A 19,288-nucleotide genomic window follows, 5' to 3' on the forward strand; every position below is an offset into this window, starting at 1 on the left:
ACCGGCCGGACGCCGACCGCACCCGCGCGCCGCCACCCGAAACCCACGGAGACCGATGTCCGAGACCGCCGACCACAGCCAGGAAATCGCCCGCGCGGTCCGCGAGGCCGCCGATGGCGGCCGCCGGCTGTGGGTCGGCGGGGGCGGGACCCGGTCGACCATCGCCCGGCCCGACCCCCTGCCGGGCGACGTCGAGACCCTCGATGTCACGGCACACCGCGGCATTACCCATCTCGCCCCCAGCGAACTGGTGGTCAGCGTGCGGGCCGGCACTCCGCTGGCCGAACTGCAGACCGAGCTGGCCGCGGTGGGCATGATGCTGCCATTCGAGCCGGGGGATCCAGGGCCGGGCGCCACCGTCGGCGGAATGGTCGCGACCGGACTGTCGGGCCCGCGCCGGCCGTGGACCGCCAGCCTGCGCGACGCCGTGCTGGGCACGCGCGTGATCAACGGCGCCGGCGAGATCCTGCGTTTCGGCGGCGAGGTCATGAAGAACGTCGCCGGCTTCGACGTCTCCCGGCTTATGGCCGGCAGTCTGGGCGGCCTCGGGGTCCTGCTGGAGGTCAGCTTCAAGCTCCTGCCGCGCCCGGCGCATGAACAGTACCTGCAGCGCGAGCTGGATGCCGCCGGCTTCATCGACGCCTGTCGCGAGCTGGGTCGTACGGCCCTGCCGCTGTCCGGGCTGGCCTGGAGCGGCGGCCGCATGCAGCTGCGCCTGAGCGGCGGGGAACAGGCAGTCGCGGAGGCGGCCGAGCGTCTGGGCGACGCGGCTTCCGTTGAAGGTGAAGGGTTCTGGCGCGGCCTGCGCGACCATCGCGCGGACCTGTTCGGGCCCGCCCCCCTGCCGGGCGAACGCCTGTGGCGCATCGTCGTGCCCCCGGCCACGCCCCCGCTGGAGCTGCCCGGCGAGTGGCTGCTGAACTGGGGCGGCGGGGAGCGCTGGCTACGCAGCGAGGCCGACCCGGCACGGGTGCGCGCCGCGGTGGAGGCCGCCGGCGGACACGCTCGCATCTGGCACGGGGACCCGGCCGGTGCGCCCCGCCTGCATCCACGCGGCACCGCACTGGAGGCGCTGGAGGCCCGGGTGCGCCATGCGATGGATCCCGAAGGCGTGTTCCACAGTCCGCTGCTGCCCGGCTCCCCGGACCGCGCCACCGGCACCTGAAGCGAGCACTCCCATGGACACTCGTATCCACGAACGCTACGCCGACGACCCGGCCGCCCGCATCGCCGAACAGGCCCTGCGCAACTGCGTCCACTGCGGTTTCTGCAACGCGACCTGCCCCACCTACCAGGAACTGGGCGACGAGCTGGACGGCCCGCGCGGACGCATCTACCTGATCAAGCAGGTACTGGAACAGGGCGAGGCCGACGCGGCCACCGGGCGCCACCTGGATCGCTGCCTGACCTGCCTCAACTGCATGACGACCTGCCCGTCCGGGGTCAACTACGCACACCTGGTGGAATTCGGGCGCGAGGCGGTGGAACGCGACGTCCCGCGCGGCTGGCGCGAGCGCCTGCTGCGCGCCACGCTCAAGCGCACGCTCCCGGCCGGGTGGCCGTTCCGCCTCGCCCTGGGTGCCGGGCGCCTGGCCCGTCCGCTGCTGCGCGGCGAATTGCGGGCCAAGATACCGGCCGCCCATCGGGCCCCGCCAAGCCCCGCCAAACCCGCCGGCGATCCGGTGCTGCAGGGTGGGGCCGTATCCTTCGAGCACGGCCGCGTGCTGCTGCTGGCCGGCTGCGTGCACGATGCCATCGACGCGCGCATCAACGCGGCGTTCGAGCGCCTGATGGCCGCGCGCGGCATCGCGGTGGAACGGGTCTCCGCCGCGCGCTGCTGCGGCGCGGTGGAACATCACCTGAGTGATGCGGAACGCACGCGCGCCCGCCTGCACGCCAATCTCGACGCCTGGGCACCGGCACTGGAGCGGGGAGTGGACGCGGTAGTCTCTACCGCCAGCGGCTGTGGCGCGATGCTGCGCGACTACGCCCACCTGCTGGAGGGTGACGACGAATACCAGGAGCGGGCGCGCGAACTCACCGCGCTGGTGCGCGACCCGGCCGAGCTGTTCGACGCCGACACCATCCGTGCGCTGGGGATCGAGGTCACCGGCGAGGACCGCCGGATCGCCTGGCACGCCCCCTGCACCCTGCAGCACGGCCAGGGCCTGGCCGGACGCGTGGAGCCGCTGCTGCAGGCCGCCGGGTGCGAGATCCTGCCGGTCGCCGAGGGCCACCTGTGCTGCGGCTCGGCCGGAACCTATTCCATCACTCAGCCGGCCATGGCACGGCAGCTGCGCGACCGCAAGCTCGGGAACCTGGAAGCTGCGGCCCCGGCGCGCATCGTGTCGGCCAACATCGGCTGCCTGAGCCACCTGCAGTCGGGCACCGAACGTGGGGTGGAACACTGGCTGAGCCTGCTGGACCGCCACCGTCGGGAAGGGTGACCATAATCCGGCGCGGGGAACTCCCGCCGCGCGGTGGGGGCGCTTGCCCGCACCCCGGCCGGGGCCTACATTCGCGCCATCCGATTTCCCGAGTACAGCAGAAGGTTAAACGATGACCGCTTCTTCCTTTCTTCCGCCGCAACGCACCCTGATGGGGCCCGGCCCCTCCGACGTGAACCCGCGCGTGCTGAGCGCGATGAGTCGCCCGATCATCGGCCACCTGGACCCGGTGTTCGTCGGCATGATGGAAGAGATGAAGGGCCTGCTGCAGTACGCCTTCCAGACCGAAAACGCGCTGACCCTGCCGGTCTCCGCCCCCGGTTCCGCCGGCATGGAGACCTGCTTTGCCAACCTGGTGGAGCCGGGTGACAAGGTGATCGTCTGCATCAACGGGGTGTTCGGGACCCGCATGAAGGAGAATGTCGAACGCTGTGGTGGCACCGCCGTGGTGGTGGAAGACGACTGGGGCAACCCGGTCTCCCCGGACAAGGTCGCGGATGCACTGAAGGGCAACCCCGACGCGAAGGTCCTCGCCTTCGTGCATGCCGAGACCTCCACCGGCGCGCGCTCGGACGTCGAGACCCTTTGCCGGCTGGCCCGTGAGCACGACTGCCTGACCATCGTCGACTCGGTGACCGGCCTGGCCGGCAGCCCCCTGTACGTCGATGAATGGGGCGTGGATGCCATCTATTCCGGCAGCCAGAAGTGCCTGTCCTGCACCCCCGGCCTGTCGCCGGTCAGTTTCAGCCAGCGCGCGGTGGACCGTATCCAGGCGCGCAGCCACAAGGTGCAGAGCTGGTTCCTCGATCTGAACCTGGTCATGGGCTACTGGGGCGGTGGCGGCAAGCGTGCCTATCACCACACCGCCCCGATCAACGCCCTGTATGCCCTGCACGAGTCGCTGGTGATCCTGCAGGAAGAAGGCCTGGAGAACAGCTGGGCGCGGCACTGCCGTCACCACGACGCGCTGCGCGCCGGCCTTGAAGCGATGGGCCTCGAATTCCTGGTGGCCCAGGAACACCGTCTGCCGCAGCTCAATTCCGTCCATGTCCCCGAGGGCGTGGACGAAGCGGCGGTGCGCGGCGAGCTGCTGGAACGCTACGGCCTGGAGATCGGCGCCGGCCTGGGCCCGTACGCCGGCAAGGTCTGGCGCATCGGCCTGATGGGTTACGGCGCGAACGAACGCAACGTGCTGACCTGCCTGTCCGCGCTGGAGGCGGTGCTGACCGATCGCGGCTTGGTGGAACCCGGTCGCGCGATGCAGGCCGCCCGCGCGGCCTATGCGAACATGGACTCGGCCGCGGCCCGCGGCTGAACCGGCAACTCGAGCCGAAAATACCGGGAGGCTTTGATGAACCTGAGTGAACTGCTGAACTATCTCGACCGCAACCTGGATACGGAATTCCTCGACGGCGATGCCGCCGGCACGCTGGAAAAGGCCCGCAGCGGCGAACACAAGGACCCGATCGCCGCCGAGATCCTGGTCGCACTGATGGACGGTGCGGGAGCCGACGGCCCGGATACCCCGCTGGAGCGCGCCGAGGCGGTCAAGGCAATCGGCCCGCTACGGCTGAAATACATGGGCGATGATGCCCCGGTGGAGGGCTTCCGGCTGGTGGAGAAGACCATCACCACCATCGATGCCGCCTACAACGAAGAGGCCCTGGCCGCCCGCGGCTGAGACCGATCCGCCCTCCTCTCAGGTAATCCGCCGGAGCATCCCGCGCCGGCGGAACGCACGGGCGAACGCGTGCCCGGTGTGATACCAGTGCAGCAGCCAGGCCTCGCGCCACAGCACCGGCCCGCGGGCACCACCACGTCCGGGCTCGGCGGGGCACGGCTGCAGCTGCAGCCCCAGCCCGCGCGCGATTGCCAGCGCCCGGGCGAGATGATAACGGCTGGTCACCAGCACCGCCGGCGGAGGGGCCTCGCCGCCGGCGTTCTCCTCGTGCAGCAGATCCCGCGCATGCCGCAGATTCTCCAGGGTGTGCGTGGAACGATCCTCGATACGGATACGCGCGTTCGGGACGCCCCGTTCGCGCAGAAACTCGGCCCCGGCCGCGGCCTCGCTGGGCCCCTGCGCCGAGGTCTGTCCGCCCAGCACCAGCACCCGCGCCTGCGGATGCCGACGCAGCAGCCGCAGCGCCCGCAGCAGCCGCAGGCGATAGCCGGGTGGCAGGCATTGCGCATCCAGCTGCATCCCGGCCACCAGCACGGTCTCCACCACCTGCGGCCGACAGGCCCCGCGTGCCACGCGCCGCACCTGCCACCAGACCGCCAGCAGGCTGAGCCCGAGGGTCGCGACGGTCACCAGCTGTGACAGGGCGAACATCGCCAGACCGTCCAGCCCCACGCGTCCCAGGGTTACCCGGCGATACTGCACCAATGCGGCCTCCACGGATCGAGATGGATCTGCGATTGAATCGAGATGCGCGGGGCCACCCCGAAGGCTGCCACGGGCGCCGCCCCCGGAACACCTCCGTTTGAAGGGTACCAAGCCCGCGACGGTCCCGGTATCATCGCCCCCGATCAATGATTCCAGGAGAACCCAATGGGGGCGCAGACGGCATTCGAGCAGGAAGTGGCCCAACTGATCGTGGACAGCCTGAACCTCGAGGACACGGCGCCGGAGGACATCGATCCGGAAGCGCCCCTGTTCCGCGAGGGCCTCGGGCTGGATTCCATCGACGCCCTCGAACTGGCCCTTGCGGTCGGGCGCGCCTACGGGGTGCAGATCCGCTCGGACGACGAGGACAATCTGCGCATCTTCGCGTCGCTGCGCGCGCTAAGCGAACACATCGAGGCCAACCGCACCTCGTGAGGGGCGGGGCCGCCGTGGCCGTGGCGCTCGCCTACCCGGCCTCGGTGATCGCCGGGCAGTGGATCGAGCTGCAGCCCCTGCCGTTGATCCTGCTGGCACTACTGATATTTTTCGCACTGGCCCCGTCGTCCCCGGGTGTGTACCCGCGCCTGCTGCTGGGCGCCGGTCTGCTGGCGATCATGGGCACGCTGGGCCTGACCCCGCTCGGCGGCTGGGTGATCCACGCGGTGCCGGTACTGGTGCCAAGCCTGATCGGGCTGCTGTTCGCGCGCTCGCTGCGCCCCGGCTCCACGCCGCTGATCACGCGCTACGCGCTGGAGATGGGCGCCTCGGACAGCCCGGCGGTGCACCGTTACACGCGCACCATCACCACAATCTGGGCCACCACCTGCGTGACGCTCGCGCTGGTCTCCCTCGGCCTGTCGCTGTTCGCATCACCCGCAGTCTGGGCCGTGATCGCCAACGGAGTGAACTATCTTCTGCTGGGAGGGCTGTTCATGCTGGAATATCCGCTGCGTGCCCGCTTCCTGCCGGACGAGCCCCGCGCGGGCTTTCTCGCCTATCTGACGGAACTGGCGCGCGCCGACCACAGACGCATCCTGAGGCAGCCATGAGCGAGCCGGCGACCCCCGCCCACCCGCTGTACGCGACACACGACACGCCGCTGGCACGGATCAACGGCCGGCCGGTATCACGTGCCGCCTGGCTGGCGGACGTGCACGAACTGGCCGCACGCCTGCCGGAAGGCAGGGCGGCCCTCAACCTGTGCGAGGACCGCTACCGTTTCTCCGTCGCGTTTGCCGCGATCCTGCTGCGCGGGCAGATGAACCTGCTGCCGCCGGCGCGCGGGCGCACCGTGCTGGCCGAGATCGCGCGCGGCTATTCCGACCCGATCGCCGTCGTGGACTCCCGCGAGGGCGATTTTCCGCTCCCCACCATCGCGGTCACCGCCCGCGGCGAGGCAGCCGTGGCCGCCGGCGACACCCCGCCTCCCGAGATCCCGCTGGAGCAGACCGCCATCCTCGGCTTCTCCTCCGGCTCCACCGGCACGCCCACCGCCCACCCGCGACGCTGGGGCGATCTGGTCGCAGCCACCGGACAGGCCCTGCAGCGTCTGGAGATGGACCGCGCCCCCGGTCATTCACTGGTCGCCACCGTGCCGCCCCAGCACATGTACGGGCTGGAATCCACCGTGCTGCTGGCCCTGCTGGGCCCCAACACCCTGATCGCGGAACGCCCGTTCTACCCCGCCGACGTGCACGCGGCGCTGGCCCGGGAACCGCGGCCGGTGCTGATCTCGACGCCCTTTCATCTGGGCACCTGCCTGCGCTGCGGACAGCCGGCGCCCGCCTCGCCCGCCCGGGTCCTGTCGGCCACTGCACCGCTGGAGGCCAGCACGGCCAGGGAGCTGGAACGGCATTTCGACGCGCCGGTTACCGAGATCTACGGCTGCACCGAGGCCGGCGCGATCGCCACGCGGCGAACCGTGGCCGAGCATCACAGGACCCCCTACCCCGGCGTGCAGGTGAATGCCGATGACGGCACCTCCGGACTGGCGCTGGTGCAGGGGCCACAGCATGCCGAGCCGGTCCCGCTGCCGGACTGCATCGAGGTCCATCCGGATGGTGCGTTCCACATGACCGGGCGTCTGGCCGACATGCTCAACATCGCCGGCAAGCGCGCCTCGCTGGTCGAACTCAACCGCCACCTGCAGACCATCCCCGGGGTCGAGGACGGCGTCTTCATCCCGCCCGCCGCCGGCTCCGATGCCGCCGGCATCGAACGCCTTGCAGCGCTGGTCGTGGCCCCGGAACTGGACGAGGCCACCATTCAGGGCCGGCTCGCCGGGCGTCTGGATCCGGCCTTCCTCCCGCGCCCGCTGGTGCGGGTGGAGGCCCTGCCGCGTTCGGCCACCGGCAAGCTCCCGCGCCAGGCACTGCTGGACCTGCTCGCGCGCCACGGGGAGTGCGCCTGAGATGGCCACCCTGACCAGCCGGACCCACCGCATCCCCGCCGACCATCCGGCACTGCCCGGACATTTCCCCGGTCATCCCGTGGTGCCCGGCGTGGTAATCCTGGAACAGGTGGCGCAGGCGGCCACCGAACTCGGCCTGGAGGCGCCCGGGCGTTTCCCGCAGGTGAAGTTCATCGCGCCGCTGCCGCCCGAGGTGCCCTTCCGGATCGAGATCGATGATCCCGGACGCCGGGGCGGGCACGCCTTTCGCTGTCTGCGCGACGACGGCTCCGACACGCTGTTGTGCGCCGGCCAGCTGGCCCCGGGACCGGTGCACCGCCCCGACCCCACGGCACCCGGGCCATGACTGCAGGCTGGCGCGCTCAGGAGGAACGCGGCAGCCCCCTGGCCCTGCGCATCATCCTGTGGATCGCGCTGCATCTGGGGCGCCCGGCCGGACGCCTGCTGCTGTACCCCATCACCGCCTATTTCCTGCTGCTGGCGCCGCGTGCCCGGCGCCACAGCCGGCATTATCTGCGCCGGGTGCTGGGCCGGCCGCCGGGCATTCGCGACGTGGCCCGCCACCTGCACAGCTTCGCCACGGTGATCCTCGACCGGGTGTTCCTGCTCGCCGGGCGCGAACAGGCCCTGGATATCCGGGTGCACGGGACCGACATCTTCCACCAGGCTCTGGACTCCGGGGACGGCGCGATCCTGCTGGGGGCCCATCTGGGCAGCTTCGAGGCCCTGCGGGCGCTGGCCGTCGGCCAAAACGACTTTCCCGTACGGGTGCTGATGGATGCCGACCACAACCAGGTGATCACCCGGCTGCTGGATTCGCTCAACCCCGAGGTCGCCCGCAGCGTGATCCCATTGGGACGCACCGACACCCTGATCCGCGCCCGCGAGGCGATGGAACGCGGCGAGATGGTGGGCATGCTGGGCGATCGGGTGGTGGAAAACGATCGCACGATGGAGTGCGAATTTCTGGGCGACCGCGCGGTCTTCCCCATGGGGCCGATGCTGCTGGCCGCGGTACTGAAGGTGCCGGTGATCCTGTGCTTCGGGCTGTATCGCGGCGGCAACCGCTACGATGTCGTCTTCGAACGCTTTGCCGACCGCATCGAGGCCCCGCGCGCGCAGCGCGACGCGGTGCTGCAGGAATGGACCTGCCACTATGCCCGGCGTCTGGAGGCCCACGTGCGGGACGCCCCCTGGAACTGGTTCAACTTCTATGACTTCTGGCAAGACGACTGACCACCCTCGCCCGCGCGGACCCGTCCGCCTGGCGCTGCTCGCTCTGCTTGCGCCGCTGTGGCTGGCGCTGCCGACCGCGGCGGCCGACGACCTGGACGCGATCCTCGCGGCCCTGACCCTCGACGAGCCGTCACAGATGGACTTCAGCGAGGTCCGCCAGGAACCGATGCTGGAGTCACGCGAGCGCCAGAGCGGGCGCATCGCGTTCGAGCCCCCGGACACCCTGATCCGCGAGACCGACGGACGGCGTGGCGAGCACGTGCGCATCGAGGGCCGTGAGCTGACCCTGACCCGGGACGATTCGGTGCGCGAGATCCGTCTGGACGAACAACCCGGGCTGGAGGCCTTCGCCGGGCTGTTCCGCAGCCTGCTGCAGGGCGACCGCGAGGCCCTGGAGGCAGGCTTCGAGGTTGAACTGGACGGTGATCTCGACGCCTGGGAACTGGAGCTGCGCCCGCGTGACCGCGCGCTGCGCCGGGCGATCATCGAGATCACCATCCAGGGCCACGAAGGGGTAATCCGGCGCGTGGACACCTGGGAGGCGGGCAACCGCACCAGCCGCATGGAGTTCGCGACCGAAGACGCCGAGGACCCGTCCCCCGCCCCCCCCGCCGAGCACGACTGACCGCCGATGCCCTCCCTCCCCTCGCGCGCCGCGGTCGCGCTGTGGCTGGCCGGCCTGCTGATCGCGGCCCTGATCCTCGGTCTGCGCGGTGAGATGGCCACCGATCTCGGACGCTTCATGCCCGACCCCGGCGCCGAGGCCGGACTTCCGCTGGACATCGACGCCGGGCCGGGCGCCCGCCAGCTGCTGCTGGCCATCGAGGGCGGCGATGCCGCACAGCGGGCCGCGGCCTCCGACGGACTCGCCGACGCCCTGCGCGGGGATGCGGCGATCGCCGGCGTCCATAACGGACGCGGCGATTTCGACCCCGAGGCGCTGGAGGCGATCCTCGACCTGCGCTACCTGCTGAGCCCGGCGGTCACCCCCGAGCGCTTCTCCCGGGAACACCTGGACAGCGCATTCGCCGAGCGCCGCGACGACCTTTCCAGCGCGGTGCCGGCGATGCCGCGCGAGCTGATCCCGCGCGACCCCACCGGCGAACTGCTGGAACTGGGCGAGCGCCTGCGCGACCCGTTCGGCGACGCGACCCGCGGCGAACACGGCGTATGGACCGACCCGGCCGGCGAGCGGGCCCTGCTGGTCGTGCGCATCGCGCCGGCGGCCGAGGGCCTGGAGGAGCAGACCGGCCTGCTGCAGCGCGTCGAACAGGAATTCGCGGCCCTGGAGGACGCCGACCTGCGCCTGCTGCAGGCCGGGCCGCCCGCGATCGCGGTGGCATCGCGCGAGCGCATCCGCGCCGAGGTCACTGCCTTCAGCCTCGCCGCCTCGCTGGCGCTGGCGGTGCTCTTGCTGGTGGTCTTCCGCCACCCCCATCCGGTGTGGCTGGCGGCGATCCCGCTGGGCAGCGGGATCCTCGCCGGGGCGGCCGTGGTCACGCTGGTCTTCGGCCATCTGCACGGGATCGCGCTGGCCTTCGGCATCACCGTGCTGGGGGTCGCGCTGGACTACCCCCTGCATCTGTTCGCGCACACCGGCCGCCGGGGGGCCGCACGGGTCGCCGGGGAACTGTGGCCCGCACTGGTACTGGGTGCCGGTTCCACCGCGCTGGTCTACGCGCTGATGGCCGCGACCTCGTTCCCCGGCATGGCCCAGCTGGGCCTGTTCGTGCTGACCGGCATCCTGGTCGCCGCCGCAGTCACCCGCTGGGTCCTGCCGGCGCTGCTGCCACGCGGCGCACGCGAAAAGGGCCTGCCGGAACCGCGACTGCCCCTGCCCTCACCGTCATACCGCGGGCAGCTGGCCGGCCGCGGCCTGCTCCTGGTGGCGGTGCTCGCTGCGCTGGCCGTGCTTTTGAGCCGCGACCCCTTCCCGTGGAACGACCAGCTCACCGCGCTGAACCCGGTCCCCGAGGAGGCCATTGCCCTGGACCGGGAACTGCGCGATGCCCTGGGCCTTCCGGATGTGCGTCACCTGCTGCTGATCCGGGCGGAATCGGCCGACGCCGTGCTGCAGGAAGCGCGCGCGCTGGAAGAACCACTGGAGGCGCTGCGCGAGGAAGGCGCGATCACCGGCTTCGAGCATCCCGCGCGAATCCTGCCCGACACCGCGACCCAGCGCGAACGTCAGGCAGCCCTGCCCGAGCGCGACACCCTGGCCGAACACGTGGAACGGGCGGTGCGGGACCACGGCTTTCAGGCCGAGGCCTTCACGCCGTTTCTCGATGACGTGGAACGCAGTCGCGCGATGGACCCGGTGACCCCTGCCAGCCTGCCCGACGGGCCACTGCGCCAGGCGCTGGAACCGCTGCTGCTGGCCCCGGGAGAGCATTCGGCGGCGGGGCATGAACGGGCCTGGATCGGACAGGTGCTGCTGCGCGGGCTGAACGACGCCGACGCCGTCAGCGGGCATATCGACCGCCACAGTGCAGCCGCCGGCACCCGGGTCGAACTGGTCGACCTGCGCGCCACCACCGAGGCCATGGTGGCGGATTTCCGCACGGCGGCCCTGACTCGCCTGGCCCTGGCCGCGCTGGCGGTCACCGCCCTGCTGTGGCTGCTGACGCGCGATCCCGGGCGCAGCCTGCGCATCGTGACCGCGGTCGCCGCCGGTCTGCTGCTGACCACCGCCAGCCTGCTGCTGCTCGGGATCGAGCTGACCCTGTTCCACCTGATCGCATTGATGCTGGTGATCGGGCTGGGGCTGGACTACGCGGTATTCCTCGGCCGCCCGGGCGCCATGGAGCCGGACGAGGCCCGGCGCACCCGCCGCTCGGTGACCCTGTGCGCCCTGTCCACCGGTCTGGTGTTCGCCCTGCTGGCCCTGTCCAGCCTGCCGGTGCTGCGTGCCCTGGGTCTCACCGTGGCCCTGGGCGTGGTATTTTCCTACATGGCGGCCCTGTTGCTGGCCCGTCCCGTGAACCCGCCCCCGACGTCCGAGGCCTCCGGCCCCGGGCCGGGGTCATTGCGCTCGAGGATCCAACCGTTTCCATGAATGCCCTGGCCATTACCGCCCACACCCAGACCAGCGCGGCCGGCACCGGCAACGCCGCGGGCGCGGCCGCGCTGCGCGAGGGGCGCAGTGGCCTGCGGCGCTGCGACCTGCCCGACGTGGATCTGGAGACCTTCATCGGCCGTGTCGATGGCCTGGAGGACCACCCGCTGGGGGGCGAGCTGGCGGCGTTCGACTGCCGCAACAACCGCCTGGCCGAACTCGCCCTGCAGCAGGACGGCTTCCTCGACGCGGTCGCCGGCGCGGTGCGTCGCCACGGCGCCGACCGGGTCGCGGTACTGCTGGGTACCAGCACCTCGGGGATCGCGGCCACCGAGGCAGCCTACCGGCGGCGCGATCCGGACACCGGTGCCCTGCCGCCCGACTACGACTACCGCCACACCCAGAACATGTATTCGCTGGCGGACTACGTGGCCACGCGCCTGGGTCTGAACGGGCCGGCGATGGTGGTCTCGACCGCCTGCTCCTCCAGCGCCAAGGTGTTCGCCGATGCCTGGCGTCATCTGCGGGCGGGGGTCTGCGACGCGGCCATCGTCGGCGGGGTCGACTCGCTGTGCGGGATGACCCTGTACGGCTTCAACGCCCTGCAGCTGGTGGCCCCCGAGCCCTGCACCCCGCTGGACCGGCAGCGGCGCGGGATCTCCATCGGCGAGGCCGCCGGCTTCTTCCTGCTGGAACGCGAGGAGGACGCCCCGGCGGATGCCCCGCGCCTGACCGGCCACGGCGAATCCAGCGACGCCCATCACATGTCCGCGCCCCACCCGGAGGGCGCGGGCGCGGCGCGGGCCATGCGCGAGGCCCTGCAGCGCGCCGGATGTGCGGGCACCGACGTGGACTACGTGCTGATGCACGCCACTGCGACCCCCGCCAACGACCGCTCCGAGGCCCGCGCGCTGGCCGACGTCCTCGGCCCGCAGGCGCGCTGCGCCGGCACCAAGGGCCTGACCGGACACACCCTGGGCGCGGCCGGGGCGGTGGGCGCGGCCCAGGCGCTCGCCAGTCTGGCCGGCGACTTCGTGCCCGGCACCGCCGGACTGACCGACCCGGATCCCGAGCTGGACCTGGATGCGCGCGCGACCAGCGAGGCACGCCCGGTGCGCCGGGTGATGCTCAACGCCTTCGGTTTCGGGGGCAACAACTGTTCGCTGCTGCTGGAGGCCCCGTGCTGAATCCCGTCGGCATCCACGCGGTCGGGCTGATCGGGCCGGGGCTGACGGATTTCCCGTCGGCGCGCGAGATCCTCGCCGGGCGCGAGGAGCACCTGTACGCACCGGTGCAGATCCCGCCCACCAGCCTGCTGCCCGCCAACGAGCGACGGCGTACCACGCAGACCATCCGCCTGGCCCTGCACGCGGCCGAGGAGGCCAGCGAAGGTGGCGACCGCACGTCCATGCGCAGCGTGTTCGCCTCCTCCAGCGGCGACATGGACATCATCGACCGCATCTGCGAGACCCTGACCCAGCCGGACCCGGCGGTCTCGCCGATGCAGTTCCACAACTCGGTGCACAATGCCCCGGCCGGCAACTGGTCCATCGCCACCCGCAACCCGGCCCCGGCCACCGCGCTGTCCGGCTTTACCGGCACGGTGGCCGCCGGGCTGCTGGAGGCGGTGACCCTGCAACTGGCCGAGGGGGGCGAGGTCCTCCTGGTCTGTTATGACGTGCCGTCGATGGAGCTGTTCCGCGAGGTCCGCCCGGTGCACGAGCATTTCGCCTTTGGCCTGCGCCTGGGACCGGTCGCCGGTGCCCCCTGGCGCCTGCGCCTGGAACCCCGACCGCAGGCCGTGGAGACCCGCTGCCGGGCGGATGCACTGGAGGCCCTGCGCGACACCAACCCGGCCGCCCGCTGTCTGCCCCTGCTGGAGCGCCTGGCCGGCGCGCATGCGCAGGAGGTCGTGCTGGAGGCACCCGCCGGACGTTCGCTGGCCGTGCACGTGGAAGAGTCCGCGGAGGACACCCCATGACGCTGGATGCGAGCGCCATCCGCGAGCGCCTGCCGCATGCCGGCGCGATGAGCCTGCTGGACGAGGTCGTCGCCCACGATGCCGACGCCATCCACTGCCGCGCCCGTTCGCACCGCGATCCGGACAATCCGCTGCGTGGTGCACACGGGCTGCACGCCCTGGCAGCACTGGAATACGGTGCCCAGGCGATGGCCGTGCACGGCAGTCTGGGCGCCCCGGACAGCGACGGCGCACCACCCCGCGCGGGCTATCTCGCCGCGGTGCGCGACCTGCAGATCCACGCACGGCGCCTGGACACCCTGGACGCGCCGCTGGAGATCCATGCCCGCCAGGTGATGGCCGACGCCCGCAGCTCGATCTACGATCTCGCCGTGGAGGCGGCCGGCGAACCGCTGCTGGCCGCCCGCGCGACGGTCATCCTGGAACCCGGAGAGACCCCATGACGCGACGCGCACTCGTCACCGGCGGCAGCGGCGCCATCGGCGCGGCCATCGCCCGGGATCTCGCCGCTGCCGGCTGCGAGGTCTTCGTCCATGCCAACCGCAACACCGAGGCCGCCACGAGCGTCGCCGAAGAAATCCGCGCCGACGGCGGCCGGGCCGAGGTGCTGGGCTTCGACATCACCGATGCCGACGCCACCCGCGCGACGCTGGAGGCCGAGATCGCCCGCGGCCCGTTCCAGATCCTGGTGCACAACGCCGGGGTCCACGACGATGCCCCGCTGGCGGGCATGACGCCGGAACAGTGGCGCCGGCCGCTGGAGGTCTCGCTGCACGGCTTCTATAACGTGATCCAGCCGGCGCTGCTGCCGATGATCACCACCCGCTGGGGACGGGTCATCGCGGTCACCTCGGTGGCCGGGGTCACCGGGAACCGCGGCCAGGCCAACTACGCCGCGGCCAAGGCCGGTCTTCACGGGGCGATCAAGTCGCTCGCCCAGGAGGTCGCCAGTCGCGGCATCACCGCCAACGCGGTCGCGCCCGGGATCATCGAGAGCCCGATGAGCGAATCCGCGTTCGATGCCGACACCATCCGCCGCATGGTGCCCATGCGCCGCGCCGGCGAGCCCGCCGAGGTCGCCGGGCTGGTGGGCTATCTCGCCTCCGAGGCCGCCGGCTACGTGTCCGGGCAGGTCATCGGCATCAACGGCGCCCTGGCCTGAAGCGGGCCCGCCGATGACCGCCCCCGTCGTGTTCGCCGTGATCCCGGCCCACAACGAGGCCGCGACCATCGAGGCGGTGACCGCCGCCACGCGGGAGCAGGTCGACCGGGTACTGGTGGTGGACGACGGCTCCGCCGACGACACCGCCACCCTGGCGGCCACCCATGCCGAGGTCCTGCGCCTGGAACCCAATCGCGGCAAGGCCGGTGCCCTGTGGGCCGGGATGCAGCAGGCGGTGGCCGAGGGCGCCGACGCGGTCGTCACCCTGGACGGCGACGGCCAGCACGACGCCACGGAGATCCCGGCGCTGATCGCCGCGTGGCGGGAACAACCCCGACACCTGATCCTCGGCGCCCGGCTGAAGGAACGCGAACGCACCCCGCCGCTGCGCCTGTTCGGCAACCGGGTCGCGGATTTCTGGATCGGCTGGGCCTCGTCGCAGCCACTGCGCGATTCGCAGTCGGGCTTTCGCCTGTACCCCGCCGACCTGCTGCGGCAGATGCGCATCCCCCACGGGCGCGGCCGCTCGTTCGTGTTCGAGAGCGAGGCGCTGATCGCGGCCGAACGGCACGGCTTTCCGGCGCGTCTGGTGCCGGTACGCTGCATCTATCCCGAGGATCGCCGCCCCAGCCATTTCCGGCCGGCGGCCGACACCCTGCGCATCATCTTCATGGTCGCCGGTCACCTGCTGCGCCGCGGGATGCGTCCACTCGGACTGTGGCGTTCACTGCGCCACCCGCAGGTCGCGGACCCGGTGGAAAACCCGTGAGCCCGCCCATACACTCAATCGGGACGCCGCACTCGTGACGTCCGTACCCGCTTCTCCGGAGGGAGCCATGCGCTACAAGACCCTGATCCTGATTTTCGTCGTTGCCCTGGTCCTGGTCGCCGGCTGCCGCGGCACCGTTCCGGTCCACAACGTCAGCGACACCACCATCACCGATGCCCGCGGCGAGAGCCCCGATGCCGAACAGATGTCACAGGCGATCCGCAATGCCGGTGCCCACCTCGGCTGGCAGATGGAAGAGATCGAACCGGGCGTTCTGGAAGGCGCGATCCGCGTGCGGGACCACACGGCAGTGGTGGAGATTCCGTATTCCGACGGGCAGTACCGGATCGATTACAAGGACAGTACCAACCTCGACCACGCCAACGGCCAGATCCATCCGAACTACAACCGGTGGATCGAGAACCTCGACGACCGCATCCGCGCCGAACTGTCGCGTCTGTAGTCCCCGTTGCAGCCGCGGCGCCCCGCACCCCGGTCAGTCGGGGCGCGGGCGCTCCGGCTCGGATGGCCGCGGGCGCTCGCCGGCCTCCTCGGGGTCGGACGCATCGGAAAGTCGTTCCGCCGTCCCCGCCCGTTCGTCGTTCGAACTGCCGGATCCGGGCTCGTAGTCCTGCTGATGGGTATTCGCCAGCATCTTGCCCGCCCGATCCTCCAGACGTTCGCGGGTGGGCTTGTCGGCCAGCTCCTCGGCGCTCTGCGCGAGGTGATGGTAGAGGTCGCGATAGGTGCCTGCCATGCTGGCGAACAGCGTCGCGGTGCGATCGAAATGATCGTTCACCTGCGAGCGGTAGCGGGTGAGTTCCTGCATGCGCTGGTCCAGCTCTTCCTCCAGCTGACGGATCAGCTTGCGTTCGTCGCTGGTCACCCGGCCGACCCAGAATCCGACCAGCGCCGCCACCACGATCGCCAGGATACCCAGGGCCACCCACAGCCCGACTGCCGTCTGTTCCTCCACCACTCTCACCTCCTGCAATCCGGTTCCGGCCATTGTGCCCGACGCTTCGCGTGAAAGCACATGCTACCCTCGGCACACGTCCCGAAACCGAGGTTTTCCCGATGCAGGAGTCGCCGCGCGCGCAACAGATCCGGCAGGCCCACGCCACCCTGATCCATCTGGTGGTGCAGGCCTGCCAGAATCCGCAGAGCCGGCAGGAACTCGAGCCCGTGCTGGAACAGGCCATCCAGGGTGGCTGGACCGAGCTGGTCGCGCGTATCCGCCAGGTGCTGGACGGCCAGCGGGACCCGTCCCTGCTGAACGGGCTGGACGAGGAGGACACGGCCATCCTGTCTTCCATCCTCGCCGGCCTCCAGGATCCGTCGACGCTGCCCGACCCCGATCAGACCGCCGACGCCGCCCAGGCCGCCCCGGGACTGGCACAGATGATCCACGGGGCCTCGCGCGGGGATCCGCAGTCGCTGCACTGGCTGTCGCAGATGGCCGAGCAGATGACCCGCGCGGGCGGCGACATGGCCCGGCTGGGCGGGATCACCAAACGCCTGGTGGACGGGGAACGCGATCCGGAGGCGCTGTGCCGCGGCATGGGTCCGCAGGGGGAGAGCCTGGTGCAGTCCATCCTCAGCGAGCTGGGCAAGCTGGAACGGCATTAAGGAAACGCTCGTCGATGTACGTGGCCATGCAAGCGATCCGAACATCGCTGCACCTGCGCGGCAACAGCCTGCGCGCCCCGTATCTCCTGTTGCTGCCCCTGCTGCTGGCACTGACCGCCTGCGCCCCGGTACAGATCCAGCCGCCGGCGGACCCCGACCCGCCGGCCCGCGTCCTGCTGATCGATCACGGCCGCCACACCAGCCTGATGCTGCGCGACGGCGACGGCGAACACTGGCTGCGCTATTCCTACGGCGACTGGCGCTTCTACGCCGAGCGTCGCACCGGCCCGTTCAGCGCGCTGGCCGCGCTGGCCTGGCCGACCCGCGCGGCCCTCGGTCGCCAGGTGCTCACCGGGGAGGACCCAGAGGCCGCCCTGAGGCGTGATCTGCGCGTGCCGGTGCGCGAGACCCACGCCCTCACCGTGAACGCCGAGGATGCCGCCGTGCTGCGCGAGGATCTGGAAGAACTCTGGCGACGGGGCCGGGAAGACCGCCGGGAGATGGCCGCCTGGGACATGGCCTTCGTCGAACACCCCACAGGCTACAGCCTGCGCCACAACTCCAACCGCATGATCGCGCTGTGGCTGGCCGAGCTGGAGGTACGGGTGGCCCGCCCGCCGATCCTGTCGCGCTGGGAGGTCTGCCCGGCCGCGCCGGACGAGGAACCGGCTGCGGACCCGGACTGCTGACCCGGCGCGCACACTGCGGGCCCGGCTACAGCTACAGCTGCCGCACCCAGCCCAGCACGGCCTCCTGCAGGCTGCGCCCGGGACCGACATGGGCCCGCGCGTCGTTGACCATCAGGACCACACGCACGTCGTCTCCGCTCTGTGTACGCACGTAGCCGGCCACCGCCGAGACCTCGCGCAGATGACCGGTCTTCAGGTGCATGTGGCCGCGTTCGTCGCCATTGTTGAAGCGATTGCGCAGGGTGCCGTCGATCCCCGCCAGCGCCAGCGACGACTGGAATTCCGGTCGCAGCGGATGATCCCAGCCCGCTTTGAGCACCTCGCCCAGCTGGTACGGCGACATGCGCGCGTGACGCGACAGCCCGGAACCGTTGTCGACCACCATGCCACCCACGCCCACGTCGAGTTCGCGCAGCGCCAGCACCAGGGCTTCGCGCGCCTTTTCCGTAGTGGCCGGCGGGCCGAAACGCTCGCTGCCGAGGGTCAGCATCAGGTGCCGGGTCATCACGTTGGAACTCCACTTGTTGGAGACCCGGATGAGATCCGCCAGTGGGCGCGAACGGTGCGTCACCAGCGGTTCCTCCTGCAGGGGCGTGAAACGTCCGGAACGGATCTCGCCGTCCAGTTCACCGCCCCACTGTTCCCAGTGCAGGCGAAAAAGCCCGGCCTGGTTGGCCTCGGGGTCGGTCACCGAACGCAGCAGTTCGTAGTCCCCGCAGTTCGCCGGATACTCGCCCTTCAGGATCAGCCGCCCGGCGTCCTTGTCGGCCTCGATCTCGATCCCGCGCTGGAACCCTCTGCAGCTTCCGCGGGCAGGGCTCAGGCGGTTGTCGATCTCGACATTGGGCAGCGGCGGGTCGAGTTCCACCCGGACGCTGCGCCCTCCGCGTTCCGGACGCACGTGGATGCGCTGGGCGTTGGAATTGACGTGCAGCGCATAGACACCCTGGTTGTAGGCCCGCAGGGGCTGGCCGTTGAAGGCCGACGGATCCTGCGGGCCAACGTCGAAGAACGAGGCATCGAGGATCACGTCCCCGGCGATGCGCTTCACCCCGGCGCGGCGCAGCTTGCCGAGCATCCGCCAGTGTTCCTCGTTGACCATGCCCGGGTCGCCGGTTCCGCGCACCACCAGATCGCCATGGAGCACGCCGTCCACCACCTCGCCGGTAGCCCACAGCTCGGTCCTCCAGGTGTAATCCGGCCCCAGCTGATCCAGCGCCGCCAGCGAGGTGGCCAGCTTGATGGTCGAGGCCGGATTGAAGACGCGATCGGCATTCAACTGGGCGAGCACCTGATCGTCCCCGGCGCGCTCCACCCACAGCCCTACCGAGCGTGGTGACAGGCCCTGCTCCTCGATCGCCGACTTGAGCGCCCCCGGCAGGCGTTCGAATTCGGCCGCGGCCGGGACGGAGGACATCAGCAGCAGGCACAGCACGCCCCACAGCACACGGGTTGGACGGTTCATCGAAGCGGCCATCACTCTTTACGGAAAGCGGAATGCCCAGTATTCGCGGCCGCGCGCTC

The 19,288-nt window shown here is 71.1% G+C and carries 22 protein-coding genes; 19 read left to right on the plus strand and 3 right to left on the minus strand.

Annotation, left to right across the window (positions count from 1 at the left end; all coding sequences use genetic code 11):
- Positions 1–55: 55 nt before the first annotated feature.
- The 4 genes from glcE (at position 56) to D571_RS0111365 (ending at position 4,128) form a co-directional block, all read left to right on the plus strand.
- Positions 56–1,165 (plus strand): glycolate oxidase subunit GlcE, encoded by a 1,110-nt coding sequence (gene glcE / locus D571_RS0111350; protein WP_018936809.1) that lies wholly within the window; start codon positions 56–58, stop codon positions 1,163–1,165.
- Between the two features lie 13 nt (positions 1,166–1,178).
- Positions 1,179–2,447 carry a glycolate oxidase subunit GlcF gene (gene glcF / locus D571_RS0111355; protein WP_018936810.1) on the plus strand — a complete coding sequence of 423 codons (1,269 nt, stop codon included), beginning with the start codon at positions 1,179–1,181 and terminating at the stop codon, positions 2,445–2,447.
- Between the two features lie 112 nt (positions 2,448–2,559).
- Positions 2,560–3,762: an alanine--glyoxylate aminotransferase family protein gene (locus tag D571_RS0111360; protein WP_038047117.1), complete on the plus strand. Its 1,203-nt coding sequence runs from the start codon at positions 2,560–2,562 to the stop codon at positions 3,760–3,762.
- A gap of 36 nt (positions 3,763–3,798) precedes the next feature.
- Entirely contained in the window at positions 3,799–4,128 is a 330-nt protein-coding gene (locus D571_RS0111365) for a hypothetical protein (protein ID WP_018936812.1), read from the plus strand.
- 18 nt (positions 4,129–4,146) lie between these two features.
- On the opposite strand, the gene D571_RS0111370 is transcribed toward D571_RS0111365, so the two are convergent.
- A complete protein-coding gene (locus tag D571_RS0111370; RefSeq protein ID WP_051076183.1) occupies positions 4,147–4,779 on the minus strand; it encodes a YdcF family protein in 633 nt (210 codons plus the stop codon).
- A gap of 219 nt (positions 4,780–4,998) precedes the next feature.
- Between D571_RS0111370 and D571_RS0111375 the strand changes: the two genes are divergently transcribed.
- The 13 genes from D571_RS0111375 (at position 4,999) to D571_RS0111435 (ending at position 15,909) form a co-directional block, all read left to right on the plus strand.
- Positions 4,999–5,268, plus strand: a complete 270-nt coding sequence (locus tag D571_RS0111375) for a phosphopantetheine-binding protein (protein WP_018936814.1) — start codon at positions 4,999–5,001, stop codon at positions 5,266–5,268.
- Between the two features lie 14 nt (positions 5,269–5,282).
- Complete coding sequence (locus D571_RS0111380; protein ID WP_018936815.1) at positions 5,283–5,882, plus strand: hypothetical protein; 600 nt, start codon at positions 5,283–5,285, stop codon at positions 5,880–5,882.
- Positions 5,879–7,243, plus strand: a complete 1,365-nt coding sequence (locus D571_RS0111385) for an AMP-binding protein (RefSeq protein WP_018936816.1) — start codon at positions 5,879–5,881, stop codon at positions 7,241–7,243. The genes D571_RS0111380 and D571_RS0111385 overlap by 4 nt, the downstream gene beginning before the upstream one ends.
- 1 nt (position 7,244) lies before the next feature.
- A complete protein-coding gene (locus tag D571_RS0111390; RefSeq protein WP_018936817.1) occupies positions 7,245–7,589 on the plus strand; it encodes a hypothetical protein in 345 nt (114 codons plus the stop codon).
- Positions 7,586–8,479 (plus strand): hypothetical protein, encoded by an 894-nt coding sequence (locus tag D571_RS0111395; protein ID WP_018936818.1) that lies wholly within the window; start codon positions 7,586–7,588, stop codon positions 8,477–8,479. The genes D571_RS0111390 and D571_RS0111395 overlap by 4 nt, the downstream gene beginning before the upstream one ends.
- On the plus strand, positions 8,457–9,104 hold the full coding sequence (locus tag D571_RS0111400; RefSeq protein WP_018936819.1) for a LolA-related protein: 648 nt from the start codon (positions 8,457–8,459) through the stop codon (positions 9,102–9,104). The genes D571_RS0111395 and D571_RS0111400 overlap by 23 nt, the downstream gene beginning before the upstream one ends.
- A gap of 6 nt (positions 9,105–9,110) precedes the next feature.
- Complete coding sequence (locus tag D571_RS0111405; RefSeq protein WP_018936820.1) at positions 9,111–11,534, plus strand: MMPL family transporter; 2,424 nt, start codon at positions 9,111–9,113, stop codon at positions 11,532–11,534.
- Entirely contained in the window at positions 11,531–12,721 is a 1,191-nt protein-coding gene (locus tag D571_RS0111410; protein WP_018936821.1) for a beta-ketoacyl-[acyl-carrier-protein] synthase family protein, read from the plus strand. The genes D571_RS0111405 and D571_RS0111410 overlap by 4 nt, the downstream gene beginning before the upstream one ends.
- Positions 12,718–13,515 (plus strand): beta-ketoacyl synthase chain length factor, encoded by a 798-nt coding sequence (locus D571_RS0111415; RefSeq protein WP_026287807.1) that lies wholly within the window; start codon positions 12,718–12,720, stop codon positions 13,513–13,515. The genes D571_RS0111410 and D571_RS0111415 overlap by 4 nt, the downstream gene beginning before the upstream one ends.
- On the plus strand, positions 13,512–13,958 hold the full coding sequence (locus D571_RS0111420; protein ID WP_018936823.1) for a hypothetical protein: 447 nt from the start codon (positions 13,512–13,514) through the stop codon (positions 13,956–13,958). The genes D571_RS0111415 and D571_RS0111420 overlap by 4 nt, the downstream gene beginning before the upstream one ends.
- Positions 13,955–14,677, plus strand: coding sequence for a 3-oxoacyl-ACP reductase FabG (gene fabG, locus D571_RS0111425; RefSeq protein ID WP_018936824.1), 723 nt, complete (start codon positions 13,955–13,957; stop codon positions 14,675–14,677). The genes D571_RS0111420 and fabG overlap by 4 nt, the downstream gene beginning before the upstream one ends.
- Positions 14,678–14,690: 13 nt before the next feature.
- Positions 14,691–15,446, plus strand: a complete 756-nt coding sequence (locus D571_RS0111430) for a glycosyltransferase family 2 protein (protein ID WP_018936825.1) — start codon at positions 14,691–14,693, stop codon at positions 15,444–15,446.
- Positions 15,447–15,513: 67 nt separating this feature from the next.
- A complete protein-coding gene (locus tag D571_RS0111435) occupies positions 15,514–15,909 on the plus strand; it encodes a hypothetical protein (RefSeq protein WP_018936826.1) in 396 nt (131 codons plus the stop codon).
- Positions 15,910–15,942: 33 nt separating this feature from the next.
- On the opposite strand, the gene D571_RS0111440 is transcribed toward D571_RS0111435, so the two are convergent.
- Complete coding sequence (locus D571_RS0111440) at positions 15,943–16,422, minus strand: YhcB family protein (RefSeq protein WP_026287808.1); 480 nt, start codon at positions 16,420–16,422, stop codon at positions 15,943–15,945.
- A gap of 101 nt (positions 16,423–16,523) precedes the next feature.
- Between D571_RS0111440 and D571_RS0111445 the strand changes: the two genes are divergently transcribed.
- Both D571_RS0111445 and D571_RS0111450 read left to right on the plus strand, forming a co-directional pair.
- Complete coding sequence (locus tag D571_RS0111445) at positions 16,524–17,075, plus strand: hypothetical protein (RefSeq protein ID WP_018936828.1); 552 nt, start codon at positions 16,524–16,526, stop codon at positions 17,073–17,075.
- A gap of 26 nt (positions 17,076–17,101) precedes the next feature.
- Positions 17,102–17,764 (plus strand): DUF2459 domain-containing protein, encoded by a 663-nt coding sequence (locus D571_RS0111450; protein WP_051076185.1) that lies wholly within the window; start codon positions 17,102–17,104, stop codon positions 17,762–17,764.
- A 31-nt stretch (positions 17,765–17,795) separates the two neighbouring features.
- On the opposite strand, the gene dacB is transcribed toward D571_RS0111450, so the two are convergent.
- Positions 17,796–19,241 (minus strand): D-alanyl-D-alanine carboxypeptidase/D-alanyl-D-alanine-endopeptidase, encoded by a 1,446-nt coding sequence (gene dacB / locus D571_RS0111455; protein ID WP_026287810.1) that lies wholly within the window; start codon positions 19,239–19,241, stop codon positions 17,796–17,798.
- Positions 19,242–19,288: the final 47 nt, after the last annotated feature.

Origin of the sequence: Thioalkalivibrio sp. ALJ24 (genome assembly GCF_000377785.1) — a bacterium.
Lineage (GTDB): Bacteria > Pseudomonadota > Gammaproteobacteria > Ectothiorhodospirales > Ectothiorhodospiraceae > Thioalkalivibrio.

Bases quoted from the DNA above. Each gene is read 5' to 3' on its own strand.
- glcE (WP_018936809.1), top strand. From the start codon at position 56: ATGTCCGAGACCGCCGACCACAGCCAGGAAATCGCCCGCGCGGTCCGC.
- glcF (WP_018936810.1), top strand. From the start codon at position 1,179: ATGGACACTCGTATCCACGAACGCTACGCCGACGACCCGGCCGCCCGC.
- D571_RS0111360 (WP_038047117.1), top strand. From the start codon at position 2,560: ATGACCGCTTCTTCCTTTCTTCCGCCGCAACGCACCCTGATGGGGCCC.
- D571_RS0111365 (WP_018936812.1), top strand. From the start codon at position 3,799: ATGAACCTGAGTGAACTGCTGAACTATCTCGACCGCAACCTGGATACG.
- D571_RS0111370 (WP_051076183.1), bottom strand. From the start codon at position 4,779: ATGTTCGCCCTGTCACAGCTGGTGACCGTCGCGACCCTCGGGCTCAGC.
- D571_RS0111375 (WP_018936814.1), top strand. From the start codon at position 4,999: ATGGGGGCGCAGACGGCATTCGAGCAGGAAGTGGCCCAACTGATCGTG.
- D571_RS0111385 (WP_018936816.1), top strand. From the start codon at position 5,879: ATGAGCGAGCCGGCGACCCCCGCCCACCCGCTGTACGCGACACACGAC.
- D571_RS0111390 (WP_018936817.1), top strand. From the start codon at position 7,245: ATGGCCACCCTGACCAGCCGGACCCACCGCATCCCCGCCGACCATCCG.
- D571_RS0111395 (WP_018936818.1), top strand. From the start codon at position 7,586: ATGACTGCAGGCTGGCGCGCTCAGGAGGAACGCGGCAGCCCCCTGGCC.
- D571_RS0111400 (WP_018936819.1), top strand. From the start codon at position 8,457: ATGACTTCTGGCAAGACGACTGACCACCCTCGCCCGCGCGGACCCGTC.
- D571_RS0111405 (WP_018936820.1), top strand. From the start codon at position 9,111: ATGCCCTCCCTCCCCTCGCGCGCCGCGGTCGCGCTGTGGCTGGCCGGC.
- D571_RS0111410 (WP_018936821.1), top strand. From the start codon at position 11,531: ATGAATGCCCTGGCCATTACCGCCCACACCCAGACCAGCGCGGCCGGC.
- D571_RS0111420 (WP_018936823.1), top strand. From the start codon at position 13,512: ATGACGCTGGATGCGAGCGCCATCCGCGAGCGCCTGCCGCATGCCGGC.
- fabG (WP_018936824.1), top strand. From the start codon at position 13,955: ATGACGCGACGCGCACTCGTCACCGGCGGCAGCGGCGCCATCGGCGCG.
- D571_RS0111430 (WP_018936825.1), top strand. From the start codon at position 14,691: ATGACCGCCCCCGTCGTGTTCGCCGTGATCCCGGCCCACAACGAGGCC.
- D571_RS0111435 (WP_018936826.1), top strand. From the start codon at position 15,514: ATGCGCTACAAGACCCTGATCCTGATTTTCGTCGTTGCCCTGGTCCTG.
- D571_RS0111445 (WP_018936828.1), top strand. From the start codon at position 16,524: ATGCAGGAGTCGCCGCGCGCGCAACAGATCCGGCAGGCCCACGCCACC.
- D571_RS0111450 (WP_051076185.1), top strand. From the start codon at position 17,102: ATGCAAGCGATCCGAACATCGCTGCACCTGCGCGGCAACAGCCTGCGC.
- dacB (WP_026287810.1), bottom strand. From the start codon at position 19,241: ATGGCCGCTTCGATGAACCGTCCAACCCGTGTGCTGTGGGGCGTGCTG.